The organism is Halolamina salina (assembly GCF_042678005.1).
GTDB classification, from domain to species: domain Archaea; phylum Halobacteriota; class Halobacteria; order Halobacteriales; family Haloferacaceae; genus Halolamina; species Halolamina salina.
In genome coordinates this window covers 1-24646 of record NZ_JBHUDH010000255.1, presented here as the reverse complement: position 1 = coordinate 24646, position 24646 = coordinate 1, and the positions used below count along the sequence as shown (strand labels likewise).

Annotated in this window: 18 protein-coding genes; 9 read left to right on the top strand and 9 right to left on the bottom strand. The window is 56.8% G+C overall.

Annotated features, from left to right (window positions below; all coding sequences use genetic code 11):
• Positions 1-876: ArdC-like ssDNA-binding domain-containing protein (locus ACFR9S_RS15765; RefSeq protein WP_379819003.1), on the top strand; the 876-nt coding region annotated here is incomplete at its 5' end.
• A gap of 82 nt (positions 877-958) precedes the next feature.
• Here ACFR9S_RS15765 and ACFR9S_RS15760 read toward each other — a convergent pair.
• Complete coding sequence (locus tag ACFR9S_RS15760; RefSeq protein WP_379819002.1) at positions 959-1978, bottom strand: hypothetical protein; 1020 nt, start codon at positions 1976-1978, stop codon at positions 959-961.
• 203 nt (positions 1979-2181) lie between these two features.
• Here ACFR9S_RS15760 and ACFR9S_RS15755 point away from each other — a divergent pair, with 203 nt between their 5' ends.
• Positions 2182-2997: a hypothetical protein gene (locus tag ACFR9S_RS15755; protein ID WP_379730288.1), complete on the top strand. Its 816-nt coding sequence runs from the start codon at positions 2182-2184 to the stop codon at positions 2995-2997.
• Between the two features lie 12 nt (positions 2998-3009).
• Here ACFR9S_RS15755 and ACFR9S_RS15750 read toward each other — a convergent pair whose 3' ends face one another.
• Together ACFR9S_RS15750 and ACFR9S_RS15745 are read right to left on the bottom strand one after the other, a co-directional pair.
• Positions 3010-3813, bottom strand: a complete 804-nt coding sequence (locus ACFR9S_RS15750) for a DUF6036 family nucleotidyltransferase (RefSeq protein WP_379730289.1) — start codon at positions 3811-3813, stop codon at positions 3010-3012.
• Entirely contained in the window at positions 3810-4736 is a 927-nt protein-coding gene (locus tag ACFR9S_RS15745; protein WP_379730290.1) for a helix-turn-helix transcriptional regulator, read from the bottom strand. The genes ACFR9S_RS15750 and ACFR9S_RS15745 overlap by 4 nt, the downstream gene beginning before the upstream one ends.
• A 138-nt stretch (positions 4737-4874) precedes the next feature.
• Here ACFR9S_RS15745 and ACFR9S_RS15740 point away from each other — a divergent pair, with 138 nt between their 5' ends.
• Positions 4875-5198, top strand: a complete 324-nt coding sequence (locus ACFR9S_RS15740; protein WP_008364341.1) for a hypothetical protein — start codon at positions 4875-4877, stop codon at positions 5196-5198.
• 630 nt (positions 5199-5828) lie between these two features.
• A complete protein-coding gene (orc4, locus tag ACFR9S_RS15735; protein ID WP_136718528.1) occupies positions 5829-7061 on the top strand; it encodes a DNA replication protein Orc4 in 1233 nt (410 codons plus the stop codon).
• A gap of 139 nt (positions 7062-7200) precedes the next feature.
• Here orc4 and ACFR9S_RS15730 read toward each other — a convergent pair whose 3' ends face one another.
• The 4 genes from ACFR9S_RS15730 to ACFR9S_RS15715 form a co-directional block, all read right to left on the bottom strand.
• Positions 7201-9369 (bottom strand): type B DNA-directed DNA polymerase, encoded by a 2169-nt coding sequence (locus ACFR9S_RS15730; RefSeq protein ID WP_379730292.1) that lies wholly within the window; start codon positions 9367-9369, stop codon positions 7201-7203.
• 2 nt (positions 9370-9371) lie between these two features.
• Complete coding sequence (locus tag ACFR9S_RS15725) at positions 9372-9677, bottom strand: hypothetical protein (protein ID WP_379730350.1); 306 nt, start codon at positions 9675-9677, stop codon at positions 9372-9374.
• Positions 9678-9679: 2 nt separating this feature from the next.
• Entirely contained in the window at positions 9680-10519 is an 840-nt protein-coding gene (locus ACFR9S_RS15720; RefSeq protein WP_379730293.1) for a hypothetical protein, read from the bottom strand.
• 387 nt (positions 10520-10906) lie between these two features.
• Entirely contained in the window at positions 10907-12820 is a 1914-nt protein-coding gene (locus ACFR9S_RS15715; RefSeq protein WP_379730294.1) for a DUF262 domain-containing protein, read from the bottom strand.
• A 303-nt stretch (positions 12821-13123) separates the two neighbouring features.
• Here ACFR9S_RS15715 and ACFR9S_RS15710 point away from each other — a divergent pair, with 303 nt between their 5' ends.
• Positions 13124-13813 carry an SOS response-associated peptidase gene (locus ACFR9S_RS15710; protein WP_379730295.1) on the top strand — a complete coding sequence of 230 codons (690 nt, stop codon included), beginning with the start codon at positions 13124-13126 and terminating at the stop codon, positions 13811-13813.
• A 15-nt stretch (positions 13814-13828) separates the two neighbouring features.
• Here the strand turns inward: ACFR9S_RS15710 and ACFR9S_RS15705 are convergent, their stop codons facing one another.
• Positions 13829-14857 (bottom strand): Cdc6/Cdc18 family protein, encoded by a 1029-nt coding sequence (locus ACFR9S_RS15705; protein WP_379730296.1) that lies wholly within the window; start codon positions 14855-14857, stop codon positions 13829-13831.
• A 224-nt stretch (positions 14858-15081) separates the two neighbouring features.
• Here ACFR9S_RS15705 and ACFR9S_RS15700 point away from each other — a divergent pair, with 224 nt between their 5' ends.
• The 4 genes from ACFR9S_RS15700 (at position 15082) to ACFR9S_RS15685 (ending at position 21026) form a co-directional block, all read left to right on the top strand.
• Positions 15082-15915, top strand: coding sequence for a TIR domain-containing protein (locus ACFR9S_RS15700; RefSeq protein WP_379730297.1), 834 nt, complete (start codon positions 15082-15084; stop codon positions 15913-15915).
• Positions 15916-16127: 212 nt separating this feature from the next.
• Entirely contained in the window at positions 16128-16907 is a 780-nt protein-coding gene (locus tag ACFR9S_RS15695; RefSeq protein WP_379730298.1) for a RipA family octameric membrane protein, read from the top strand.
• Positions 16908-16918: 11 nt separating this feature from the next.
• Positions 16919-17140 carry a hypothetical protein gene (locus tag ACFR9S_RS15690; RefSeq protein WP_225935246.1) on the top strand — a complete coding sequence of 74 codons (222 nt, stop codon included), beginning with the start codon at positions 16919-16921 and terminating at the stop codon, positions 17138-17140.
• Positions 17141-17219: 79 nt separating this feature from the next.
• Entirely contained in the window at positions 17220-21026 is a 3807-nt protein-coding gene (locus ACFR9S_RS15685; protein ID WP_379730299.1) for a helicase-related protein, read from the top strand.
• An 8-nt stretch (positions 21027-21034) separates the two neighbouring features.
• Here the strand turns inward: ACFR9S_RS15685 and ACFR9S_RS15680 are convergent.
• Positions 21035-24646 (bottom strand): Eco57I restriction-modification methylase domain-containing protein (locus tag ACFR9S_RS15680; protein WP_379819001.1); only part of this gene is annotated, 3612 nt, incomplete at its 5' end.

Genomic DNA, 24646 nt, shown 5'->3' with positions numbered 1-24646 from the left:
GAGATGAACAGTACGATCGAACAGTGGATCGACGACCTCGTCGCCGGCGTCGACGACGCGCAGGCCAGCGCGGAGTTCCAGGAGTGGCTTGACGTCCAGAGTCGATTCCACGACTACTCCTACCGGAACACGCTCCTCATCAAGCGGCAGTGTCCCGAGGCAACCCGCGTGGCTGGCTACCGGACGTGGCAGGAGGAGTTCGACCGTCACGTCAAAGAGGGTGAGTCGGCCATCTGGATCTGGGCGCCAATCATCGCGAAACAGTGCCCGGAGTGCGAGAACTCGCCGAGCTACCACGAGGACAGCGATTGTGAGTACGACGAGACGCCGCCCGAAGAGTGGTCCGAGGGGCTGGTCGGGTTCAAGCCCGCGCCGGTGTTCGACGTCTCCCAGACCGAGGGCGAACCGCTTCCCGACCTGGCCACGGAAGCGACTGGGGACGCCGGCGACCTCGTCGAACAGTTGACTGGCGCCGCTGACGACCTCGGCGTGACGGTGCGGATCGTTCCAGCCGAGGAGTGGACCCACGGCGAGGCGAAGGGCATCTGCGAACAGCTGAGTCTCGTCGACGTTCAGCCGCTCGTCGAGGTGCGTGATCGGGAGAACGAGGCCGACCTTGCGCGGACGCTGATTCACGAGTACGCACACGCCCTGCTCCACTTCGATGTCGACGACGACACCGAGCGGGCGAAACGCGAAGTCGAGGCCGAAGCCGTCGCGTACGTCGTCGGGCGCTACTGGGGGCTCGACACGAGCGGCTCGGCATTCTACCTCGCTGCGTGGGAGTCGGACGATCCTGAGGTCGTTCGCGAGCGGCTCGGACGGATCAGTCGGACGGCAGAGGAACTCATCGACGTCCTTGACGACGAGTTCTAAATTTGTTTAACCAACAGAAGGCTGGAGTTTTACGGGTTGTTGGTTAAACAGAATAAGCGAGATGCGATAGACTCTATAACAGCTATATTGGAAGACTATTCAATAGGTTGTTAATTCTCTCCGTGATCTGATTTGCCTGTTGCGAAGCCTCACTAATCTGCTGCTCCCTCCATTGATTCAGCTCCCAATATTCATAGCTGAAGTCCCATTCGTCTGTGTGGTCCGCCATCTTCTTCACATCGTTTTTCGCAATCTGCCGTGCCTCAGATGTAGATAAAGGATCGTTAGCATCCGTGGATACAGCAACTAATCGTTGAGTGACTGTCTCAGTCACATCACTAATTGTCTGTCCTATTCCCTCCGCAAAGGACATCCTGACCCCCCAATGGATTTGACTCAGGACCCAAGAATATGCACGCCATCCAATTCTTCTGCCCACGACATTTATCAAGCGTTGATTTACCCATCCAGTAGCCCCAAATGCAACCCTGTAGGACACAGCTGCACCCGTGGCGAGAAGAATTACCTCAATAATGGTGAGGGCAACATATTTGAAGAAGTTTACAAATGTGCTCTCTGAGGGAGATTTTCCGGCGTGTATTTTATTATATATTCTACATCCGGTGTCCAGAATCTGCTTCACATTTGCAACCAAGGGGATGAATTTTGTGACCTCCTTTCCAGCCGTGCTAACACCTTCCAGATCTTCCCCGATCTCATCGGGGAATACATCCAGATGGCTCAGGAGACTCGCTATATCATCGGTGAAGTTCAATATCCAATTATAAGCCTCTGGATTGTCGTCCAGTTCATCTAGAACGAGTTCTTTGAAGCTATCAAGAAATCCTGGATCTTCGGGGACATCTTGGTCCTCATCGGCCAGCTCCTCTATTTCCCCGTATGCATAGCACGTGAGGTCCACTACTGCCTCGAGTTCCTCCTCAAGATCGTTCACATCCCAGTTACTATCAAAAAAGTCCACCACGCCATAACCGAATTTATCGATGAATCCCGATTCGTCACGTGAACTCAGCGCCTCCACGTTACCTACACCGACACCCAGTCCGATTACAGTAGATTGAACGAATCTCCTTCTGTTCACTATAGAACGATTATATCCCGATATTGAGAAAAATCCTTCGTGGAACACCCCTATTAATGGTGTGTCACACACCGGTTGATAGCTTGTTTTTGTAAATCAGCAGTTCTTCGGTCAATTCCTTACGAAGGAGTCGGGCTACCTGCTACTGGAAGTTTTTCTGCGCCCGCGGAGGTGCGGAGGCGCATTCAGACCTCCGTCGAATGATGACTGAACCCTATCTCACGACGGTCCTCGAGGAAGCTGAGCACGTTGCCGAGCAGCACGACCAGGTCGCTCGTACGACAGACAACCAAGCCCACGAGTACCTCCGATACGCCGTTCTCCGGGTGCTCGAAGGCGAGGCGGACCACCTCCCGGCGGACTGGACGCCGATCGACGGCGTGACCGTCGGCTATGGGAGCGACGACGCGATGTACGACAGCTGGGGCTCCAGCGAAGACTGGTGGGAGACCGTCCCGCCGCAGGAGGCGTGTACCCGCTTCCGGGTGTTCTTCCCGGACGACCACCAGACGGTTCCCCGCGACATCGTCGACGTGATGGCCGCGCTCGGGGCCTGGCGCGTCTGGACCGGGAGCGCAGCGGCGTGCGGCTCTTACGACCATCGCGAGCGCCGCGAGGTCCACTACCTGTGGCCGGAAGGCCATCCGGTGGAGGAAGTGCTCCTCGAGCGGCTCAGCGGCCCTGCGGAAGCCGTCGCGCCGGACGGAGGCCGAACGGGCGACGTTCGCGACCGACTGGTCGTCGACGAGAACGCAGAGTCACAGGGCGATCTCGAGCCCCGCACGAAGCGTGCCGTCGCCGAAGCGATGGACGTTTCGCTCCTCTCGAAAGGTGGCCGCTATGAGGTGCAGTCCGCGTCCGGCAACAGGTACGAAGTCGACATCGTCGACGAGTCGTGTTCCTGTCCTGACTGGCAGCAGCGCTCACCCGAGGGGGGCTGCAAGCACCTGCGTCGCGTCGATCACGAGATCAAACGAGGCCGTGTTCCCCGACCAGACGGCCGCCTTCCTTCTCTATAGGTAGTGAGTGAGCTACTCCACGTGACGGATTGTCTCGCCATCCCGACGAATCCGGTCGAACGTTGAGAGATACGCAATCCGGTCGTGAACCTCGTCAGTATCCAGCTCTAGTTTGGCGGCCAGTTCGTCGACGGTCATCGGCTCGTCGAGTGCCTGAAGGACTTCGAGCCCTCGGTAGTACCTGTTCGTGAGTTCCTGGACGCGGGCCTCGATCGGTGTGGTCACTCCGTACCGCTCCTCGAGTTCGAACAGCGCCTCGTTCGCGAACGTGGCGAACTGATCGTCCCCCAGACGTTCGATCTGGGCTTCGAGTTCAGCCCGGACGACGTCGTAATCGAGGCCGGCCTGCACGAGCATATTCATGTCCTCGATGTCGTCGTCACGGCCTGCGATCGCCTTGAACAGGAAGATATCCTCGTTGCTGACCAGCCGGACCATCAGTCGATCCGTGTCGAGGAACGGCTCGCTGCGCTCTTGCATCCCGTCGGTGAGCACGAGCTTGTTCGCGACCTGCTGGTTGAAGATGTCGAGGCGACACCCATCGTCGTTCTCGACGCAGCTCGTCGCCCCAAGCGCCCGGTAATCTGGATCCAGCGATTGAACCTCTGCATACCCGAGGTCCATCAGGACCGCCCACAGCTGACCGTATGCGTCGCCATCTGGGACGACCAGGTCGATATCTTTCGTCGCCCCCTTGAGGTCGCGCAGCGACATCGCACCACCACCGATCAGGTAGACCGTGAGCGGTTCAGATAGGCCATCCCCGATGCGCTGGAATTCGTTCTCGATGTACTTGCGTCCGAATGTTGGTCTCATTGTGGTAGTGTCACCTCGTAGTCAGCCGCCAGCTCCTGAAACTCGTCCCACTCGGGGAGCCGGTCATCGTCGACCTCGCCCTGCGTCTCGAGGTAGCGGAGCAAGGCGTCGATTTCGGCTTCAAGGCCATACTTTGCCGCCTGCTCTCGGAGGGCCGCCTCGTCGACGTCGACCTGACTGAGCAGGAGGAGACAGTACGAGCGGTGACGGCTGCCGTCGTCGATGAGCAGCGTGTGACAGCAGAGCTCTGCCGGCGAGATTTCGTCAAGTTCCTCGGAGTAGACGTAGTAGCGGTGGCCGGTGAGCAGGAACTGGAGGTCGAAGGCCGCGAATCGAGCGAGGCCGGTTTCGTGGAACTCCTCGGCGTCGATCTCCTTCTCGGCCTGGGCGAGGAATTCGTCATAGTCCTCCCAGAGAATCGTGCCCTTCGGGGCGACGGCTTCGAGGCGTTGACGATGCAGATGGTGTGCGAGTTCACGGGCGAACTCGTGGAGGCGGTCGAAATCGGCGTTGAAGTCATAGCGGCCGTCGTCCGTCCCGACGAGCCCACGGTCGCGAAACCGCTTGAGGACGCGGTTGACCGTGTTGCGGTAGTTATCGCTCTGGTCAGCGATTTCGGAGACAGTTCGCGGCTGGTCGAGGTAGTACAGCACCTCGAGTGCCTTGCCGGTCAGTAGCTCGGGGAAGTCAATGTGGGAGTGCTGACGAGCGAGGTCCTGATAGAGCTCGACGGCGCGAGCATCCGACGGGATGACTCGTTTTCGCCGGCCATCGCGTTCCGTGTAGACGAGCCCCCTCTCGACGAGGTCGGCGACGGCACGAGAGAGGTAACTCTCGCTGTGGTCGAGCTTCGTCGCGAGTTCGGAGATCGTGTCGCCGCGGTCGACCGTGGCGAGGACCTCCAGTTCGATGCGCCGGAGCACGGTGTAACATAGTACGAAATTTGTATATAAAGAAGTTTCGAGTAGTGTTACAGCCAGCGGTCGCGAGAACTGTCTCCATCGACTTAACCAACAAAACTATGGATTCGTGGGGCGTGTTGGTTAACACGAGAAGAGCCGATGTCCTACGAACCCCCGACCCCACCGGCGAACCTTCCGACGGAGATCGTCAACACGCTCAACGAGTCGGACCCGGAGCAGCTCCGAGACGTTGCGACGTACGCTGAAGCGCTCGCCGAGCACAAGGAACGAGAGGCCCGTCTCGAGGAGTCGGCAGATCAAGAAGAGGTCGAAGAACGACCGGACGATCTCCCGGACGACGTCCCTACCAAAGCGACGATCACGATCAAGGAAATCAACGACAATCGCTACTACTACTGGCAGTGGCGGGAGGGAGAGAAGATTCGTTCTCAGTACAAGGGTCCGGTCAACCCGGACGAGTAAAACTCGATGATAGAGGACACCCACCCCACGTTTCCGTCGTAACTGGATGTTGGTGGAGGGGGTGACGCAGATTTCGAAGGGACCACACCCCCCGCGTTTCCGTCGTTTCTCCACGACGGCGTAGGGAGAGGCTACGATAGTGCTATACAGCCACTAATTCTGTTGACCTAGAACCAATCTAGAGGTGAACCAACTTCTACAACACATAGATTAAAGTGGTATAGCTGAGAAAAGCTCATTGAGTGTACTTCGACCAAAGAGGGGGCGAAGTACTTCGCCCCCTCAGATGAAACGATCCTTTCCAGCTGCTTCTGTAGACGGCCAGTATTGGAAGGATAGGCCGCTCTCGTCTTTGGTATCTCGTCGTGGATGTCTTCTTCGAGTCCCCTCCCCACCTGTTCGGCGATTACGACGGAAACGTGGGGTGTGTGAGTTCGGGATTCGACATCGAGGCGACGCTTCCGTCTACGGGTTTCCTCTCTCACGTCGGAAACGCGGCTATATTGTCAGCAATCCAATTCCACCGAATGACGGCATTTTCACGCTGATATCGGACAAGGAACGTCGGAAACGTGGGGTGGTGTTCTCCACTAGATTTATACTCCCCCCGCTCACACCGTGTGATATTCAATGACGCCCGACTCTTCACCCAGTTCTGTCGACGATCCACTCTTTGAATCCGGGCATCGCATCTTCGCGAACAAGGATCTCCTGAAAATCGGCCACGTTCCGGAGGCTGACCGGATTGTCGGTCGCGACGAGGAAATCTCGAAGCTCGCGAAACGTCTCAACGGTGCTGTCCACGGGTACTCCCCGGAGAACGTGATGATCTACGGGAAAACGGGGACCGGGAAATCTCTCGTTTCAAAACACGTCTGCCAGCGAGCTCAAAATGCCGCTCAGGATGGCGTCGAGATTGGAACAGCGTATATCGACTGTGCTGAAGACAACACGGAGACTCAGGCAATCTCCTCACTTGCCGCGAAGCTGAACGATGAATCTTCGACTGGAATCTCCGTCCCACATACCGGCCTCAGTACGTCGAAATACTACAAACTCCTCTGGAAGACGCTCGACGCTCAATTCGATTCTGTGATCATCATCCTCGACGAGATCGATCTGATGAACGACGACAGCGTGTTGATGAAGCTCTCGCGCGCTGAGGAGGCGGGAAAAATCGACTGTAGCGTCGGCGTCATCGCGATCAGCAACAAGATCCAGTACGTCGACAACGTGAACGAGCGCGTGAAAAGTAGCTTCCAGCACAAGGAGCTGTTCTTCAAGCCATACGACGCCAACCAGCTTCGGGAGATCATGTTCAACCGCGAGGACGCCTTCCAGGACGACGTCCTTTCCGAGGACGTGATTCCGCTCTCAGCGGCCTTCGCCGCGCAGGAACACGGCGATGCTCGGAAGGCGATCGACATTCTTCGCCACGCCGGGGAGGTCGCCTACGAGGCCGGGGCAGAGCAAGTGACGGAGGAACACGTCCGCCAGGCACAGCAACACGCCGAAAAGGACAGGTTCAGAGAACTCGTGAACGGCGCACCCACGCAGGCGAAGGCGGCGTTGCTGGCGCTCACGGAACTGAGTGTCAACAGTAACGACGATGCGTTCCTCACGAGCCGGGTGTACGACCAGTACGAACGCATCTGCAACCATCTCGATATGGATATCCTCTCAGTCCGTCGGTTCCGCGACATCCTGAAAGAGCAGGCCTTCCTCGGGGTTGTCGAAATCGAGAAGATCAACAAGGGGAGTGCGGGCGGCATCCACCTCCAGAATCGACTCATCGAAGACCCCCAGGTCGTCCGCGAGACGATCCTCGAGGACAGCCGGATGCAGGACTGGACTCGCGAGTAGTGACCTCCTACTACTGAGTGGGTGCGGACGACGGAAATCCGGGGTGGGGCGTGAGGAAACGACGGAAACGAGGGGGGTCGAAAATTACGTCGGAAACGTGGGGTTGGTTCGAAACGACGGAAACCAGGGGTGGGGTCCACTACGACAGTTCGTTGGTGGCACCGAACGAGCTCAAAACGGCGTCCCTCTCACCGGAGAGCTCTCGACGAATGTCGGAGCGGTCCCACCCGAGCGGTGAAAGCACGCTCTCGACCGCTCTGACCAGCTGCGTCTCGTAGTACGAGGCGTCGTAGGTCTCGATCTCCTCGTGGGCGAGGGCGACCCGGTCTCGCGAGGATTTCTCGTCGTCGACGACCACGTACTCGATATCCTGACCCGGGTGGACTGCCAGGTCCTGCTCGCGGGCTCGCTTCAAGGCGGCCACGTTCTGGGTATTCTGTGAGTAGCCTTCCAGGGGCTTCGAGACACGGTTCCGCTCGACGAGCTGCTCCACTGCTACGTTGCCCGCCTGCAGTTCGTCGATAGCTCGTTCGAGCCGTCCGAGCACTGCGTCCGGTGACCGCGTGGTATCGAGCCGGTCGAGACAATCCCGTTGGACGTCCTCGATGAACGGCGGGGTCGAACGCTGTCGGGCTTCGATACCTCTGATTTTGAAGTCGTCGCCGCCGGCGACCTTCCCGAAGTATTTCGTCAACGCACCAGCGTCGCTCTCGCGCTGCGGGACGAACGCCACCCAGTCGTAGTGGGCTTCGTGTTCGAGCCGAATCTCGACCTCTTCCGTGATTGCCGTCGCGAGCGTCCCGAGGTCCTCTCGGTCATCGTCGTCGACGTCGGGGTCGGGCGTCACCCAGATGGAGTCGACGATGCCGTGGACGACGCGCCAGCCGCCAGCTTCCAGTCGCTGTTTCGCCGTCAGCAGAATCTCACGAGCGAATGCATTAATCGCCTCGTGGCACTCGATGCGGCCGAACTTCGCGTTGCTGAACCCTTGATAGCCGAAGCAGGCGACGAGGATCCACTTCAGCGCTCCCGACCGCCCTTCGAGTTCCGCCAGCCGATCCTCATCGGGGTCGTCTCGTTCCTTCTCGCGACGGATGGCCGCCTTGATCTCGTCGCGAGCGTCGATGATCGGCTGGAGCACGTCGACGAGGTAACCCCGGTCGTCGCAGATCGAGTACCCGAGGCCGGGGACGTCGTCGCGGTCGCTGTGGCACTCACACCGGATGACGTCCGGCGAGACGTTCCGGGTACAGATGATGTTCGGGTACAACGAGGAGAAGTCGAGTTCGTGGACGTTCTCGTGAAGCCCGACCTCGGGCGCGAAGATGAAGCCGCCGCGGTCGGCATCGTGGAGCGTCCCCATCGGCTTGTAGAACTCGTGACGCCAGGAGTTCCACGGCACGAGGACGCCGCGGTCGTGGGCCTCACAGATCTGGATCGCCGTGAGGACGTTCCCGATCGACGCCCACGCGATCTCCTGGACGGGCTTTTTCGAGCGCGACACGAGGTCGAGGACGCCGTCGAGGTTCGTCTCCCCGTAGAAGAACGTGTTCGACTCGTCGATGATCGCCCGGCCGGGAACGTTGTACTGCGCCGGAGAGTGACCGACGCGGCCGTAGCTCGAATACGTCGACTGGCTCGCAAGCTGCTGGTAGTCGACGCCCGGCCACCGGCTCAGCGAGAAGTCGTCGATGCCGGCATCCGTCGCCATCTCGTACAGGGTCGGGACGATCTCGCTCGTCGAGCAGACCAGGACGTCCGGATCGTGTGCGTCGAGCGCCCCCTGGACGGCGGTCAGGAGATCCGTCGGCGAGCCGGTGACGGTGTCGCCGGCGACGGACAGCTCCCCATAGATGTCGTTGCTCGTTTCGGTCACCGGGACACTGAGCCGGAGCGTCGACAGCTCGCTCGCCGGCGTCGGATCGGCGCCGGTCTCTAGACAGTATCGGAACTCTCGCGAGAAGTCGACGTTGAAACAGGCGAGATCCCCGACTGGATAGGCCGACAGCTGGCGTGCCTGCCGGGCGAGTGGGGTGACGCGGTCGATGTGGTCGACGTCGACCGCGAGAACGGTCTCCTCGGCCCGTCGAAAGCCGGGGCATCGCGTAACCATCTCGGTCGCGACGACGTCCGGGTGCTGGTCGTACACCGACTGGAGGGTCGTGAGGTCGAGGTCGGACGCTGGGTCGCGAGCGGCGACGTAGAAGCGTGGGGTGTAGTCATCGCGCTCGGTCGCGACGGCGCCGTCGGCGGTTCCCTCCCACTCCAGGACGCGGCCGTCGTCCAGAAAGTCGATACTGAACGGCATCGTCACGGGTTCGAGTCCGGTGGGGAGCTCTCCTGGTCATCGCTCGCTGTGACCGCGGTTTCGAGCTCCTCAAGGCGTTCCTCGTGGTCGTCGAGGCGGGCCTCCTGTTCGAGATCGATGCTGAGTAGCGCCGGCAGCAGCGGATTCTGGTGGTTCAACAACCCGCTCGCGTCGGCGTGTTCGCGGGCGTACTCGAACAACCGGTCGAATCGCGGCTGGTCGCGACGCCGCAGTGCCCGCCGGAACTCTGCCCAGCGCTCTTCGATAGCCCGCAGCGCATCCCGGTACGTCGGGTTTGTGCGCCCCATCGCTATCGGCCTCCTGTCCCGGTTGCAGTCCACGCATCGAGCAAGGGATCCGCGGTGGCCGCCACCGTCTCACCGTCAGCGGTGACGCCCGTCCCGACACCCTCCGGGGTCGGCGTCGACGGCGCCGGCGTCGTCGGTTCCACGCCGACCTGCGTGGCGCGGGCCGCGAGCAGCTGCCGCCAGTACGCGAACGTCGTCTGGTAGTACGCGCCGTCGTCGACGGGATAGACGAGCGTCTCGAAGTCCTCGCCGACGACCCGTGGCCCCATTCGGGTCTGCTCGCACTCCAGGTGATGGTCGGCGACCGTCGCGACCGGCTCGGTGAATTCGTTTCGTTCGTTTCGCGTAACGAGCACCGGGATGTCGTACCCTTCGGCGTAGGTCGCCAACTGGGCGAGGGTTCGGGCCTGGAGGGTTTTCGCGTGGGTCTCACCGAGGGTATCGTCGGCGCGGTACTGGGCGTCGACCGCCGGCGCGACGATGAGGGCGGGTGTGTGGGGCGACGTGTCCTCGTCACGACTTGGTTCCCCTCGACCGGCCGCCCCGGTATCGGCCGTGGACGTCTGGATCGACTTGTTCACTGCCGTCGGGAGATCACAGACGGCGCCGTAGTGCTGGTAGGCGGTAAATCCGCGCGCCACGTGGATTCGGTTGAGCAACCGTTGACTGGGCGCGATCTGAGCGAGTGTCGTCGTTGTCGCGTGTCCGTTTGCGTCGACCCAGAAGGCGGGCCCGTCGTGTAGGAGGAGATGGTCGAGTACGAGCGACTGCAGGATCGGGACGCCGCGGCCTCCCTCGACGTCGAGCAGCGTGATGCCGTCGTCGAGTGACGGCAGCAGCATCTCGTCCGTGGCCGGATCGGCCTGGTCAGCGAGGGACCGATTGCGGTCAGCGCCCCGTGTCGGCTGGTCGACCGCCAACCGGTTCGATGTTGATGTAGAGTGCTTGGGCATACTCAACTATATGTCCACGTTCCCGATAAGCCGCGGCGTGTCACTTCCGCGTTTCAGGGAACCGATCTGAATACAACAAGTAGCGTCGCTGTTTGCGTGTTTTCGTGTTAGGAGGGACACTTCCGAGAACAATTCCGATATGAGGCGCCTCCTCCGTTAACCAACAATTGGATGCATACACCCTTGGTCTGTTGGTTAATACGTAAGGAGCTCAGTTGCCCGTTGTCTCAGTTTGATTTCTGTGGAAATTCTATAGGAAACTGCGACGTGCAGTTCTCACTTCACGTATTTGTCAATCAAGTAGTCGGTAATCTGCTCTTCGCGAGCCTGGATAAACGCCTGTGCGTTCTCCGGGGTGGGCTCGATATCAGGATACTGATTTACACGTTGGATACGCTCAGCCTCGGCGTTGCCGAGGTCGTCCAACCAGTCGTGGGGCCACTGGTCGCTTTTGATCTCTTCGTTCATCTCGTGTGGCAACAGCTGTAGATTCCCGATTCGATTAAGATCAACAGCCTCTCCAATAGATTCAGATACTGATTCTGCCCTGCTTTTCGGGTAGATGTGGTCAACCGAGTAGTCGCCAATACTGGTGGACGTGGATTGCGTATATGATTCCTCAATGAGGCCGAGTACTGCCGTGACATCTGTGTCGGTAAATACAGGCTCTCCTGGGCTGCTCTCGTAACGAGCGTTGGCTACGACTCGACGGATGTCTTCAGCAGATGGGCTGATGTTCTCCGATTCAAATAGCTCCTCTCCTGGGAAAACGATGGGCTCGTTGGGTTCTGGTTCCCATTCGCGAAGGAATCGCATCCAGTTGCGGCACTTGCCGTAGGTCAGAACCTGGTAATACTTGTTCAGCAAGAGGGATCTTGCGACGAACTGGAAAACACTCTCCCGGTTCGCGTCGGAGACCTCAGCATCAGGATTCTGGTAATAGAACACGCCAAGTAGTGCGAAGATGGGCATCGTGTTCATAACCGAGCTCCGAATCCCGCTCTCGATTACTGTCTGGAATGCCTTCTCGAGCGATGTCCGAAACCACTCGAAGCGCCGTCCGGCGACGACGGGCTCATTATACAGCCACCGCTCGCGCATCTCGTCCATTCTTTCTTCGTCGATACTGCTAAGATTGCTGCGGAGGAGGTCCGTTCCGACTAAGTATGCTGTATACCGGAGGAACAGCTTCCGGTCGATTTCTTGCTCATACTCAGGGAACTTCTGTTTAAATTCGTCAATCCAATCTTGGATGACCTCCCTAGGATTGATCCGCTCGCCCTCCTCTTCTGCGTACGGCCAATAACTCATTAGTTTTGAGAGGAGGAGCTGGTAGGGCTTCGGATCAGAGCCCTCCATGTTCAGCCTCGTGAATATCTCGGGAATTTCGGATCTATCCTTGTTCGTACTGTCCGTTTCGAGATCGTCCTGTAGAACGTTGCTCGTAATGTCTCTCGCGACGGCCATCGAAATACTGCGCAGTTGGTAGCGGGTTTCGTTGTCCGCCCTCAGTTCGGCGGTATCCACGTATTCATCGACGACTTCGCTAAGCGATCTTCCCTCAAGTACCGTGGAGTTCCCGGAGCTCCCTTCGTCCCCTCCGTTCCATAACTCCCCGACCGGCATCCAAAGGTGTCGCGTGTCGCCGGTCATGGTATAGCCCGTCTCGTCCGTTCCTCCAAACTTCCCCGTCGATTTGAACTCAAACTCGTAGTCGCCTGCTGTATCGTCGCGATCGTACTCTGGGTGACCGAATAGGTCAACACACAGCCGCTGGCCTTCCCAGTACTGGAGCTCATCACTGGGCTTCCCCCGTCCGCCATTATATACTGTAATTCCACCCTCGACACCGATATAGAGCGAGTTCAAGCGCTGCTGGCCGTCTATAATCAGAATCTCCGGTTCTTTGTCTTCAACCTCCTGATTGTAGAGGTCGTACTCCGCCAAAACTGGATCCGGTGGCCGATAGTCATCGGCAACGTACATCCGCAGGAAATTATACGAGTTGTAGTCGCTGATATTGGCCGCTCGAACTCTCCATTCAGTTATGGCTCCGATTGGATAGTCTCGAATCAATGAATCGAACAGTTCCTCAATCTGCCTGGGATTCCAGACAAACTCCCGCTGGAGGCCGGGAAGAAAGATATGGTCATTTATTTCAGACAAATAATCCGAGACCTGTCTGGACATAGTCACCAGAACGGAAGAAGAGTATAAATACTCTGTCGTCGCCCATCGAATTCCGGGTGTATTCTGCCCCGGGTTAACTCGAAGGCTTGGCTGAACTGCTGAGTTACGGTGTGGGTGAGTTAGCCACCGAATTTTTGGGATTGTGCGCCTGGTTCCGAGAAGTTTCCAGAATCAGTCTTGTCTAGTACTGTCTCCGTTAACCAACGCTCTATGCATAACGGGGGCGAATGTTGGTTAAGTACGTCGGTGCCGCGAAGTTCCTGTGCGACCACGTTGAAGATGCCACCCTCCGAACCCTCTGGTATGTGTGGCCGAAACTCGCTCTTCATCGATCAGGCTGACCTCGAGGCTCGCTTCGACGCCGAGGTCGTCACTGACGGCGGGTATACACCCCGATACAACATTGCACCCGGCGACGACCTCCACATCATCACGAACGAGGCTTCCGACGAGATCGACGCCTACCACTGGGGGCTGATTCCGTTCTGGGCGGACGAGCCCGAGGAGGGCATCATCAACGCTCGCTCCGAGACTGCCGACGAGAAACGCGTCTTCGAGCGGGCGTGGGAATCCCGCCCATGTTTGGTCCTCTCTTCGGGGTTCTACGAGTGGAAATCGCCGAACGGCGGGACAAAACAGCCCTACCGGATTCACCGCGAGGACGACCCCGCGTTCGCGATGGCCGGGCTCTGGGACGTCTGGGAGGGCGAGGACGAGGCGATCTCGTGCGTCACGATTCTCACGACGGAGCCGAACGACCTGATGAACTCAATCCACAACCGGATGCCGATCGTCCTCCCAAAGGACGCTGAGTCCGACTGGCTCGCCGCAGACCCGGACACTCGCAAGGAACTGTGCCAGCCGTATCCGAAGGACGATTTGGACGCCTACGAGATTTCGACGCGGGTCAACAACCCTGACAACGACGATCCCCAGGTCATCGAGCCGCTAGACCACGAGCAATCGGGCCTCGGCGAGTTCAGTTCGGGGTAGGTCGCGGCGTCACGGTCACTGCATCGGTGACGCCGCTGCTGAATCGACGAGCGAGTACTTTCGGTCCCGACTCGTCCCTTCCGCCTCGAGGAGGTTGTATTGCTCCATCTTCGAGAGGTACGTGCGGATAGTCCGTTTCGTCCGCGGATCATCGACGTCCTCGGAATAGCGTTCGTGGATCTCGCTCGGCCCGACCGGCCCGTGCTTGCGAACGATATCGTAGACGACGCGCTGGTGCGGCGTGAGCGAGTCGAGGCTTTTCTGCTTGATCTGGGCCCGAGCATCCTCGGCGGCGTCCAGGAGAATATCGTCGGTGATGCGCTCGTGGTTCTCGCGATCGGCCTTGCCGGCGGCCGTTCGGAGGATGCCGATTGCGAGGCGTGCGTCGCCGGCGGCCGCGTCGGCGATTCGATATAGCTGGTCGTCGGTGATGACGTCCTCGTCGAGCCCCCACTTCGCCCGCGAACTCAGAATGTCGTACAGCTGCTCGTCGTGGTACTTGTCCATCCGGACGTGTTCGCTGGAGCGCAGCCGGCTCACGAGCCGGTCGTCGACGCGGCTGAACAGCTCCTCTTCCTTGTTCGCAATGCAGATGATCGCGAACTGCGGGAGGCTGTGGAGGTCGTAGATGACGCTGGGGTCTTCGAGCTGGTCGACCTCGTCGAGGATGACGACGGTTCGCGGGCCGTCATGCTGCTGGAGGCGATCGACGAGTTCGTCGTGCGGCGTCGACTGCCGGTGGATGTCGATGGTTGCGCCGAGATCGTCGAGGATCTGGTAGAGCGTGCGGAACCGGGTGTAATTGCGCCAGCAGTTGACGTAGGTGGTCTCGACGTCGAGGACCTCCTCACGTAGGCGTTCGGTGACGAATTTCGAGATGCACGTCTTGCCGGCGCCGCTGGGTCCGGTGACGATGGCCGTGTCGGCGGGTTCACCATTCGTGATGGGCTCGAGGACGCTAGAGAGGTGGTTGACTTCGGCGTCGCGATGCTCAACTTCCCGAGGGACGAACCCGGCGCGGAGAACGCGAGCATCGCGGATCATTGTGTTAGTAAGTGACTGGTTCTGCGCCAGGCCATAAATACGTGACCGGGTTGTTTCCGGAAAGCAAATCTCACCAATTGGCCATCGGTTGAATACCGGGTCTCTTTGTGGTGATTTGGAAGGAATCTGTCGTGGTGGCTTTTCGGAAGTTCACGGAAACACGAACCTTCCTGAATAGCAAATATCCCCTTGGGTTTAAATATCCAAATTGCGATGTATCGCCTGTGACACCCAACGAAAACGACCCTGTCACCAACGTGCCGACCGTCGAGGTGCAAAGCCCCACCGGAAGCCTTGACGTGAACGCCCTTATCAAATCAAACGGGGAAGACGATCCGTTTGCTGGCCTGTTCGAGGATACTACTGGAGGCTCCGATACGACATCCGGTCCAACCACAAACCAACAAAATACCGATGTCGTCGATCTCGGAAAAGACCTCCTCGCCGGATATGCCGACTGGAAAGGTGGACAAGTTGATCATGATCCACACGACGATCCACTTCGTTACCTTTGGCACGACGCCCCTGAACTCATTATCGCTGCTGCTGTGGCAGGCTATTTCACATACAAGGGCGCTCAAGGACTTGGTGGCCTAGTTTCATCTGGTTCAACAACAGATGAGACCGGCACGTCGACGCAGCCGCGTCTCCCTCTGGAAGATCGGCCGTATCGGGTGTTTGTGAGTCACTCGTGGAAGTACTCCGAACAACGTGAACGTATTGAGGAGTTCCTCGATGATGAAAATCAGCTGGACTGGCAGAACTTCAGTGTCCCAGAGGACGATCCGATGGAGTTTGAAGATAAGAATGATCTTCGTCAGCAGCTCTATCAGCAGGTTGGGCAGGCAAATGTGGTCGTCGTCGTCGCTGGGATGTACGTCTCGCACAGCGAGTGGATCGAGGAGGAGGTTGAGATGGCAGACCATTTCGAGAAACCTATTATCGGTGTGCGACCGAACGGGAACGAGCGACTTCCAGCTGTGGTAAAGGAGGAAGCCGATGAGATTGTCGGTTGGCGGCAGAAGTCTATCGTGAACGCCATCGCGAAGCATGCATGATTCACCCTCGGTCGAGTATGGCCCAAGACAGAGGGATTGCAGTACACGATCTTCACCCAGACGGCCAGAGCGTGATAAGACGCTCATCAATCAGTACAGGCACTACGCAGAAAGCGCAATGGCGACCGAACAGCGTTTGGATCTGAACTGTTTCTACGGTCCCCTATTCTTAGGATGGCGCAAAGCATCATTCGCCGACACCTTAGCGGAATATGTCTGAACCAACTGACGAGACCTCTGGCGAGAGCGAGCCGAATAATGCAAATCTTGGCGAAAATACCGAGGACAAAGACACGCCTGAAACAGAGCCGGAACACCCCGAAGAGGTTACTGGGGGAGACCCGGCCGAATCGGCCGAGCCCAATGCCGTAGAGAATGGGCCGTTAACAAATCTGAACGACGAAGAGACGGATCGCTTGATGGATCAATACATCCACTATGGGGAGGTGGCAATCGAGACTGCGAATCAGCGGGTTCAGATGAACCGATTTTTCGGCTTGATTTTGACGTCGATACTAGCCGGACTCTTCGCTCTCGCCCGAGGAAATTTGACGACTACGAGTGCTGCAATCGTTCTATTCGCCTCTGGATTTGGAAGTCTGATCTGTTACTTTTGGTATCAGAGTTTACAGTCGTATCGCCGGCTGAACAAGGCCCGATATGCTATTCTCAACCAAATCGAGTCTGCCCTTCCTGTCCGAATGTATCTTGATGAATGGCGATACCTCAAGCGGGAAAAGCCCGATCCGGAAATCGTTGAGCCCCGACCTGATGACGACCCTGATCACCGCTCGCATACGATTGTCGAACAGTGGTTTGTCCGTCTCCTTGCCGCTGGATATCTTACTGTCGGAGGATACGCTGGTGGGTTCATTCTAACTCCTTTGCTCACGAGTGCAGGCTATTCCCTGCCGTCTCCGACCACAGTCGGGCTAATAATCGGTGCAACCGTTATGGCTGGTTCGATAGGGCTATTCTGGACGCGGAGCTGATGACACCTACTATGAAACGATTCGATATTGGAGACACGGTCCGAATCGATATCCCGGACGAGACAGATCCAGATCACGAGCGCCTCCATGGACGTCGAGGAACAGTCGTTGAGATCATCTCAGACGATGCGGGAGCTGTGACTGATGATCAACGAGAGGGCTATCTTTTTCGGGTTGAAATCGCTAATGGTGACACCGTTGACGTCCGCTGGCGGGATCTTCGGCCAGTTTGATTGACTATTGTCTGGTGCCACCTCTGTAGGGAGGTCACTAAACACTAAGTTCGCGTACTGAATACATCTCGGCATTACGATGCTCTCACTTCCTCCGCTTGTCGATAACGCCAACAGAACACTAGAAGACGCTTACAAGCGGATCATTCCCCAGATCGAGGAAGGCCGTATCGCAACTGGCTACTTTTATCTCTCAGGATTTGACCTCTACCGGGAAGACCTTGAAAACTTGGCTGACCCCGATGATCTCGGCCACGCTCCGCTTCGGATTTTGATGGGTCGTCAGACGAATAGGGGAACTGCTGACGAAATCGGTGAGGGACAGAATCTCAAAGAGGAACTCAAAAGAGAAGTGAGAGAAAGCATCTCGGAGCTGAATAACGCTCAGATCGGCCGACTAGACCGGCTACGAGACTTTATCGCCGAAGGCGAGGTGAGCGTCCGTGTGCGAAATCCTGAAAACGGTTACTTCCACGCAAAGGGTGCATCATTTCGAGCGCCACTCGAAGATGACGAAGATTGGGGACACGACGGGGATGAAGACACCCGCCCATGTGCTACAGTTGTCGGCTCCTCGAACTTCACCAAGAGCGGCCACCAGAACAACATCGAGCTGAACCTCACGAGTCAGGATCGACACAAGGCCGAAGCGTTCGAGGAGTGGTACGACAACCAGTGGGCCAACGCCGAGGAGTTCAGTGAGGAAATCATCCGAATCATCGAGAACAGCGAGGAGTACCAGGACTGGAAGGAACAGCAGGAGGACGAGTCCGACCAGGAAACGTCATCTGAGGAGCTGGGCACGTATCTCGAACCGTTCGAGCTCTACAAGCTGCTCGCCTACGACGAACTGAGTGGGAACGTCAACATCCGTGACAGCCCACTGTACTACTTCCAGAAGCTCGGGTACGAGAGTGCAAAGGAGAAGCTCTCCCAGTTCAACGGGTGCATCGTCTCCGACTCGGTCGGCCTGGGAAAATCATTTATTGGGGGTGAACTCCTCCACGACTACCGTCAACGTGGCGACCACTGTCTCCTCATTGTCCCGGCCAACCTGACTGATCAGTGGGAAGACCTACTCCAGAACGACACTGACGAAGACGGCAATCCGTACTTCGGGTTAGAGGTAGACGGCACGCACCTTGACGTGATGAGTATCAGCAAGTTCCAGAATCTCTCCTACGACGAGGTGCAGGACCTCAAAGACGAGTTTGACGTCCTGCTTATCGACGAGGCTCATCGGTTCCGGAACTACGGGAAGTGGCGACCGAATCCGGACCACGATGATGACTACAAGGGGACGCGACGACACGCGAATCTCAGGCAACTCCGCGGAAAGACGATGATTATGCTGACCGCGACCCCGATCAATAACAGCGCTACCGACCTAAAGAACCTCATCAGCTTGTTCACCAGCCCGGAGGAACTTCGGAACAAGGCGTCACTCGACTTTGATGCGTTCGACGAATATATCGAACTCTCGGAGACGCGAAAACGCATCGCATCCGGGAAAGAGGAGGTCGGCGACGACGAACAGCAAGAAATCACCGAGCAGCTACAGCGACACTCCTCTGAGATTTCGAATATCCTGAACGAAGTGATGGTTCTCCGGACGCGCAAGCACGTCAAAGATCAGATTCAGGACAGCGAAGACTTCGAGATGAGCTTCAAGCCGCCGAAACTCAACAAGCAACAGTACTCCCTGCCGGCGGCCTACCAGCCAATATATCGGATGCTTCCCGACGTGATGGACGCCCTCCACCTTCCCCACATCACAGTCAAAAACCCGAAAGCGGGGAGCACTCTGAAAGCTCTCTACAAGCTGAACCTCCTCAAACGGCTCGAGTCCTCAACGTACGCGTTCGTCCAGTCGATCGAGACGCTGCATCAGAGCGAACGCCAGCTTCTCGGCCTTCTTGGTGAACTCCCCGAGGACGAAGACATCGATATGCTCCGAACTGTTCGGGAGGGGGATGACTCTGAACTCGGTGACTTTGTCGAAGGAGCCGACGCTGCTGAAGATCTCGAACAAACACTCGAAGAATTCGGTTTCGATACCACCGCTATTCAATCGGAAGAAGGAGCTGATACCGAGGGAGATGAACTGGCAGACGCCACCATCGGCGAGGTGAAGACGTACATCAGGGAGGACCTCACCCTTCTCTCGTATTTCCTCTCGCAGTTCATCGGTGATGTCGCCCGTGATGCGGGTGATGTGAGCGATTATGCGGTTTCCACGCGGCAATGGCTCGCTGACCACGGCGCTGGTGTCCTCCCAGATATTCCTGAAGAAGAGATGAATCCGATTCTCTACCCGAATAGTGACCTGAGCGAAGTCGACCCCGCCACACGCGACTTTTACGAGGCCGTCTTTTCACTCCGCGAGTTCCGCGACCCGAAGATCGACCGACTTGCAGATGTCCTCTCTGATCACGACCAGAAGGTGCTCATCTTCACGCAGTATCGAGCAACTGCAGACTACGTCTATCGAACCCTCTGTGACAACGCGGATTCACCACTTACCGAGGCGAACAGTGCCGTCGTCAAGGGTGGCGACGAGAATAAGCAGGACATTATTCAACGCTTTGCCCCTGAGGCGTCAGGCTATCAGCAAACGCTCGCCGAGTCGGGGGATTCAGAGCTACAGTACGTAGTGGCCACTGACACGCTGAGTGAAGGGGTTAATCTTCAGGACGTTCATGTGGTGGTCAATTACGACCTGCCGTGGAACCCGATGCGGATTGTCCAGCGTGTCGGGCGAGTCGACCGGATTGGGAGTACCGCCGAGAAACACGTCCACAACTTCTACCCGGACGGCGACATCGAGGCGGCGATTAAGCTCCTGAAACGTCTGCAGGCAAAGATCAACGATATCGCGCTCATCGTCGGAAAGGAGAACAACATCCTCGATCCGAACGAAGACCAGATTCTCGAAAAGACAGGTGTAGACACGGAGAAGACAATCGGGGAATTACAGGTAGACGAGATTGAGGACTCTCTCCAGAAATCCCGTGAAATTGACGATGTGAATGAACTCGACGACACGAGCAAGAATCCGCTCCTCCGCAACGCTGGGAGTAATGAACACGCTGCGTTCGAACGGTACCTTCTGAAGCGAGAACTGAACGAGGATTACGACCTGACCGCGGAAGACTTCGAGTACGCTGAGGACTTCTTCGATGACCCGCCCGAAGAACGGGAATTCCTCTACACGAATGTAACTGACCACGATGCCGGTCCTCGTCCGGGGGTGTTCGCCCTTGCCCACCTCTGGTTCGACGATGATGACCACGAGTCCCCGCTTGGTCGCGTCCGTCGTGCTTTCTACTACAAGCCCTTCGCCGACGAGGTCAAAGAGCGGCCCGTGAGCACGCTCAACATTGACCCTTCAGTTGACGGCGACCCGATTACCGGAAATCCAGATACGGTGTTATCGAATCGCGGCGAAATTCAAGCAGTGCTTGACGAGCGTCTTGAGGTGATTCGAGAGGGCCAAGTTGAGGGTGCTTTCAAACAGGGAGAGGCCTTCTCGAAGGAACAAGAGACGATCCTCGATTTCATCAGTCACTACGTTCAGCCGAATCACGGCGATGAGCCGGCTCCTGTCGAAGAGTTCGAAACGATAGAAGAATGGGCTAACGACATCGAAGAGCGGCTGCAGGAAGTAAAGCTGGCGAACACGGATGAAGACCGAATTTTACGGGAGATCTTTCGCCAAAACGAGCAGTATGACTCCTTCCCAGAGTGGCAGACTGTGGAGTTTCTCAGTCAGCTTGGGGAGTTCTTGGAAGAGAACGTCGAAGCCTCTACTGAATACCAGACAAAACTGATGGGAGAGAGTGATGTACAAGCGAAGCTCGTATGCTGGGGGGTTGTCGGACAGTGATTTGGGAGCTACGGTAGGGGCCCCTTCTGATCCAGCAGATCATATTTCTCCAAGACCAGATCGAAGTACATCTCGTCCATCAGCTTCGGATTCTCAACGCGATGGAAGTCGTCGAGGACAAACTTCACGTCACGACGTTCCAGGCCATACGCGTGGAATGCGGCCGCGTCGATTTCAGCCTGTAATTCTCTGCGTTCTTGATCTTCTACCGCTGCCTCGATTCCGCCGAGTCGCTCACGCATTTCTTTGAATTCTTCTCCGTAACAGTTCAACCGGGCAGCTCGTTCAGCGATATAATGGAACCAGTCATCTCCATCGGTGAGGCGTGGTAGCTGGGATTCCAATAGCTCGCGCTTGACGATGTGCGTCTCGACTTTGGTTCGCATCAGGAAATCGAACGCAATGCTGTTCAGGAGCCCCGTTGCCACGAAGAGTTCTTGATCCGTAAATCGCCGGACGTAGGGTGACCGAAGTGGGGACTCTGTGAGGTGTTCCTCTTCCGGCTCAATAGCGAACGGCTTGAACGTGTTAATGGTGTGGAGACAAATGACGTCCTTCGGAAGTACCGTCGCTATTATCGTCCGCTCGTCCCGGGATCGAGAAACGTCTCGAATGCCGATTCGGTATTCAGTACAATCGAGCAGGACATCTTCTTCCTCAAGTCCGTGACCACGGTGTTCTTCGAGTAGTTCATCTACGAATTGAACTTGAGACTTGCTCGTCTCTGAACCTCCAAAGGCGTCGTAGATTGCCCGTTTGAGATTACCCCTGTTGAATTTCTTCTCTCGAACACGGTACTGAGCACTATTCGGTGGATCGTACATCCCCCGACTCCAGTACTGCGGTCCATCTAACGCTCCTGTGTGGGTATTATCGTACTGGAACTGGTGGATATTTTTGCCGCCGTAGACGGGATAGTCGGCCTCCTCCGGCGATGTCAAGAGCCTATCCTTATCAGTTGATTCAACGAACTCCTTAGTGAGCATATCAACTGTCCAAGTCTCCTCTAAATCTTCACCCAAGGAAGGCTGCTCAACTACCTTCTCCAAGACGCTTACTTCGATCTGCGAGGTGATGGATGGGAAGATTCCCCCTTCTGGAGAATAACTGACGAGTACGTCGCGCGGAATGTTGACTGCCTCATCTTCGATCCTGTAGACTATATCCATGTCACGTTGGTTGAATATCCCCCGAAGAGCTGATGTCTTCCCCCCATATTCGAACGTCAGAATCGCGAACCGGTATCTATCGTCGATAGCCTCAAAGATACCCTTGTTCTCGAACCCGATGAGATTCTCCACGTCCGTGTGGTCCAGCAGATGCATTCGGAGGTCTTTCCCCATTACTCCCCCGAAGATAGTACCGGGGAGGAGTAGACTCACCTTCACGCCGTCTCTGGAGAGTCTGAAGACCCGCTCAAGAAAAAGAGCCGAAAGTTCGTTCTTTGTCGGCATCGTTCGACCGCCCACCACTGGAGATTGGAGCTTATAAACATCTCCCTGCGTGAAGAAGTCTGCCTGAGTTTCCATTGATTCCTTGTAGTCCTCCCATTCCCACGCAACTTCAGGGCTTGAGAGGAGGTCTTCCATCACACCGTCTTTTTCCTCCGACGGATAGGTACGGAACTGCTCATCGTTGCGGATGAAGAAGTCGTCGCGATTCGCGTAGAGCATGTCCCATGGTGGGTTCCCGATGAACACGTCGAATCCACCTTTCTCGAAGACGTCGGCGAACTCCAACGGCCAGTGGAAGGGTGACCACTCCCGAATTTCCTCGATCGTTATGTCGTCAAAGCCAGCGTCTTGGAATTCTCGCCGAAGGATCTTGTCAAATTTGTCCCGGTGTCCCTCTATTCTGTCTTCTGCCTCTTTCCGCCATTCTTGGGCTTCAACACTGGTCTCCGCTTTCTTGTGCTTCTTGATGGCCTCTTTCACGTCCTCAAAACGAGTTTTCACCTCCCAAGAATCGAGATCGCTGTCTCCGTCTTCGTTACTCTCGATGTCCGTATCGAGTTGACCGATTAGGCTGTTGCCCCGTCGTACGTTGAAATCGATGTTGGGGAGCGGCTCCACCTCGCTCGGTTCATCCTCGATATCAGCGACCATCGACAACCAGAGCCTGAGCTTGCAAATCTCAACAGCACCTTCGTCGATATCGACTCCGTACAAATTGTTGAGAATGGCCGTTCGCTTTGCGTACAGTGATGAGGAGCCTTTTCCAGACTCAATTTCCTCTATCTCTTCTCGCGTTCTGGATTCTAGCTCCCAGCCTTGCCCTTCAGCTTCGAGCCGCTGGAAATACTCAATGCATTGCATGTATAGGTCCATCAGCACCTCCTGTGCGGCGAGCAGGAAGGCGCCACTTCCTACGGCGGGATCGAGAATGTGTGCTTCCTTCAGAATGTCGTGGTAGAGAATCTCCACATGGCTGGTCTGGACATTTTCCGTTGGAACTTGCTGAGTTATGGTTCCGCCATCGGCAACAGCTTCTGCGCTACTATCTGCCTCGGGCACGGGGAATCCGAACACATTGTCGATCTCGTCGTAGTCTGCGTCCACAGCCTCGTTGAGTTGATCGAGCAGATATGGATGGATCGTCCGGCGAGCCATGAACCCCGTGATCTCTTCCGGTGTGTAGTACGCCCCCATCTCCTTCTGATTGACCGTTTGCTCGAAGATGTGGCCCAAGATCGCTGGGGAGAGGTTCTTGGGATCGACGATGTCGAGTCGTTCGTCTACGTTCCAGTTCCAGTCGGAGAGGAAGTCGAGGATATCGTCGAAGAGCTCGTTCGTTTCCTCGGCAGGGCCACCTAACTTTGCGTCCTGGAACTCCTCTTCGACAGGATTCCTTGCGAACAAGCCACCGTTCAGGTACGGAAGACTGCCGAAGTCAGGGTTCTGCTTGTCTTCTGCGAGGTATTCGAAGAAGAGCGGTTCGTAGAACTCCTCATAGTGGTCACCACCCTCGTCAACAACTTCATTCGGCTGTTCGTGAAGGTAGTTCGGATTCCGATCAAGGAGGCGCTTTTCTTGGATGAAGTATAGGAAGATCATCCGATCAAGAATGACCTGCACATATCGTTGCTTCGCATCACCACGATCGTCGGGAATGCCCGTGACCTCTTGAATGAGATCTGTCCGGAGTTCCTCGAACTGCTCATAGAACTCCTTGACGACCTGTTGCGTGTCGTAGAGCGTATCGTATATCGCAGCAGAGGAACCGTACTCGATCGAGTTCAGTTTCTGGAGAATAGTGTTCTTCTCTCCGCTGTCCCGCGTGAACTGCTCCTTCGAGAACGAAATCTTTTGATGCTTAATTCGACCGTGCTGCTGCCCCTCCCAGCTTCGGACTCGCGTAATGAAGGTGAAGGTCTCGAAATCGTTGGTGGCAACGAGGTTGGTGTGCCGTGAGCGATTTTCCGGTTTGAAGTCTGTGGCAGTCTCACCGGGACCAGCATTGACAATGACGATGAATTCGTCATCATCAAGCTGGACTACGAGTTCGTTATCGCCCCCTAGTTTCGGGCGTGGTTTGAGCCCGCGTTTTTCAAAGGTGTTAGCTATATTCTGTAAAGAGTCCCAGCCCGCGATATCGGATGCGGTGATCTGCTGGAGAGTCAT

What these genes read in the sequence shown, in the direction of transcription:
- ACFR9S_RS15755 (WP_379730288.1), top strand. Translation starts at nt 2,182, where the DNA reads ATGACTGAACCCTATCTCACGACGGTCCTCGAGGAAGCTGAGCACGTT.
- ACFR9S_RS15750 (WP_379730289.1), bottom strand. Translation starts at nt 3,813, where the DNA reads ATGAGACCAACATTCGGACGCAAGTACATCGAGAACGAATTCCAGCGC.
- ACFR9S_RS15740 (WP_008364341.1), top strand. Translation starts at nt 4,875, where the DNA reads ATGTCCTACGAACCCCCGACCCCACCGGCGAACCTTCCGACGGAGATC.
- orc4 (WP_136718528.1), top strand. Translation starts at nt 5,829, where the DNA reads ATGACGCCCGACTCTTCACCCAGTTCTGTCGACGATCCACTCTTTGAA.
- ACFR9S_RS15730 (WP_379730292.1), bottom strand. Translation starts at nt 9,369, where the DNA reads ATGCCGTTCAGTATCGACTTTCTGGACGACGGCCGCGTCCTGGAGTGG.
- ACFR9S_RS15725 (WP_379730350.1), bottom strand. Translation starts at nt 9,677, where the DNA reads ATGGGGCGCACAAACCCGACGTACCGGGATGCGCTGCGGGCTATCGAA.
- ACFR9S_RS15720 (WP_379730293.1), bottom strand. Translation starts at nt 10,519, where the DNA reads ATGCTGCTGCCGTCACTCGACGACGGCATCACGCTGCTCGACGTCGAG.
- ACFR9S_RS15715 (WP_379730294.1), bottom strand. Translation starts at nt 12,820, where the DNA reads ATGTCCAGACAGGTCTCGGATTATTTGTCTGAAATAAATGACCATATC.
- ACFR9S_RS15710 (WP_379730295.1), top strand. Translation starts at nt 13,124, where the DNA reads ATGTGTGGCCGAAACTCGCTCTTCATCGATCAGGCTGACCTCGAGGCT.
- ACFR9S_RS15705 (WP_379730296.1), bottom strand. Translation starts at nt 14,857, where the DNA reads ATGATCCGCGATGCTCGCGTTCTCCGCGCCGGGTTCGTCCCTCGGGAA.
- ACFR9S_RS15695 (WP_379730298.1), top strand. Translation starts at nt 16,128, where the DNA reads ATGTCTGAACCAACTGACGAGACCTCTGGCGAGAGCGAGCCGAATAAT.
- ACFR9S_RS15690 (WP_225935246.1), top strand. Translation starts at nt 16,919, where the DNA reads ATGAAACGATTCGATATTGGAGACACGGTCCGAATCGATATCCCGGAC.
- ACFR9S_RS15685 (WP_379730299.1), top strand. Translation starts at nt 17,220, where the DNA reads ATGCTCTCACTTCCTCCGCTTGTCGATAACGCCAACAGAACACTAGAA.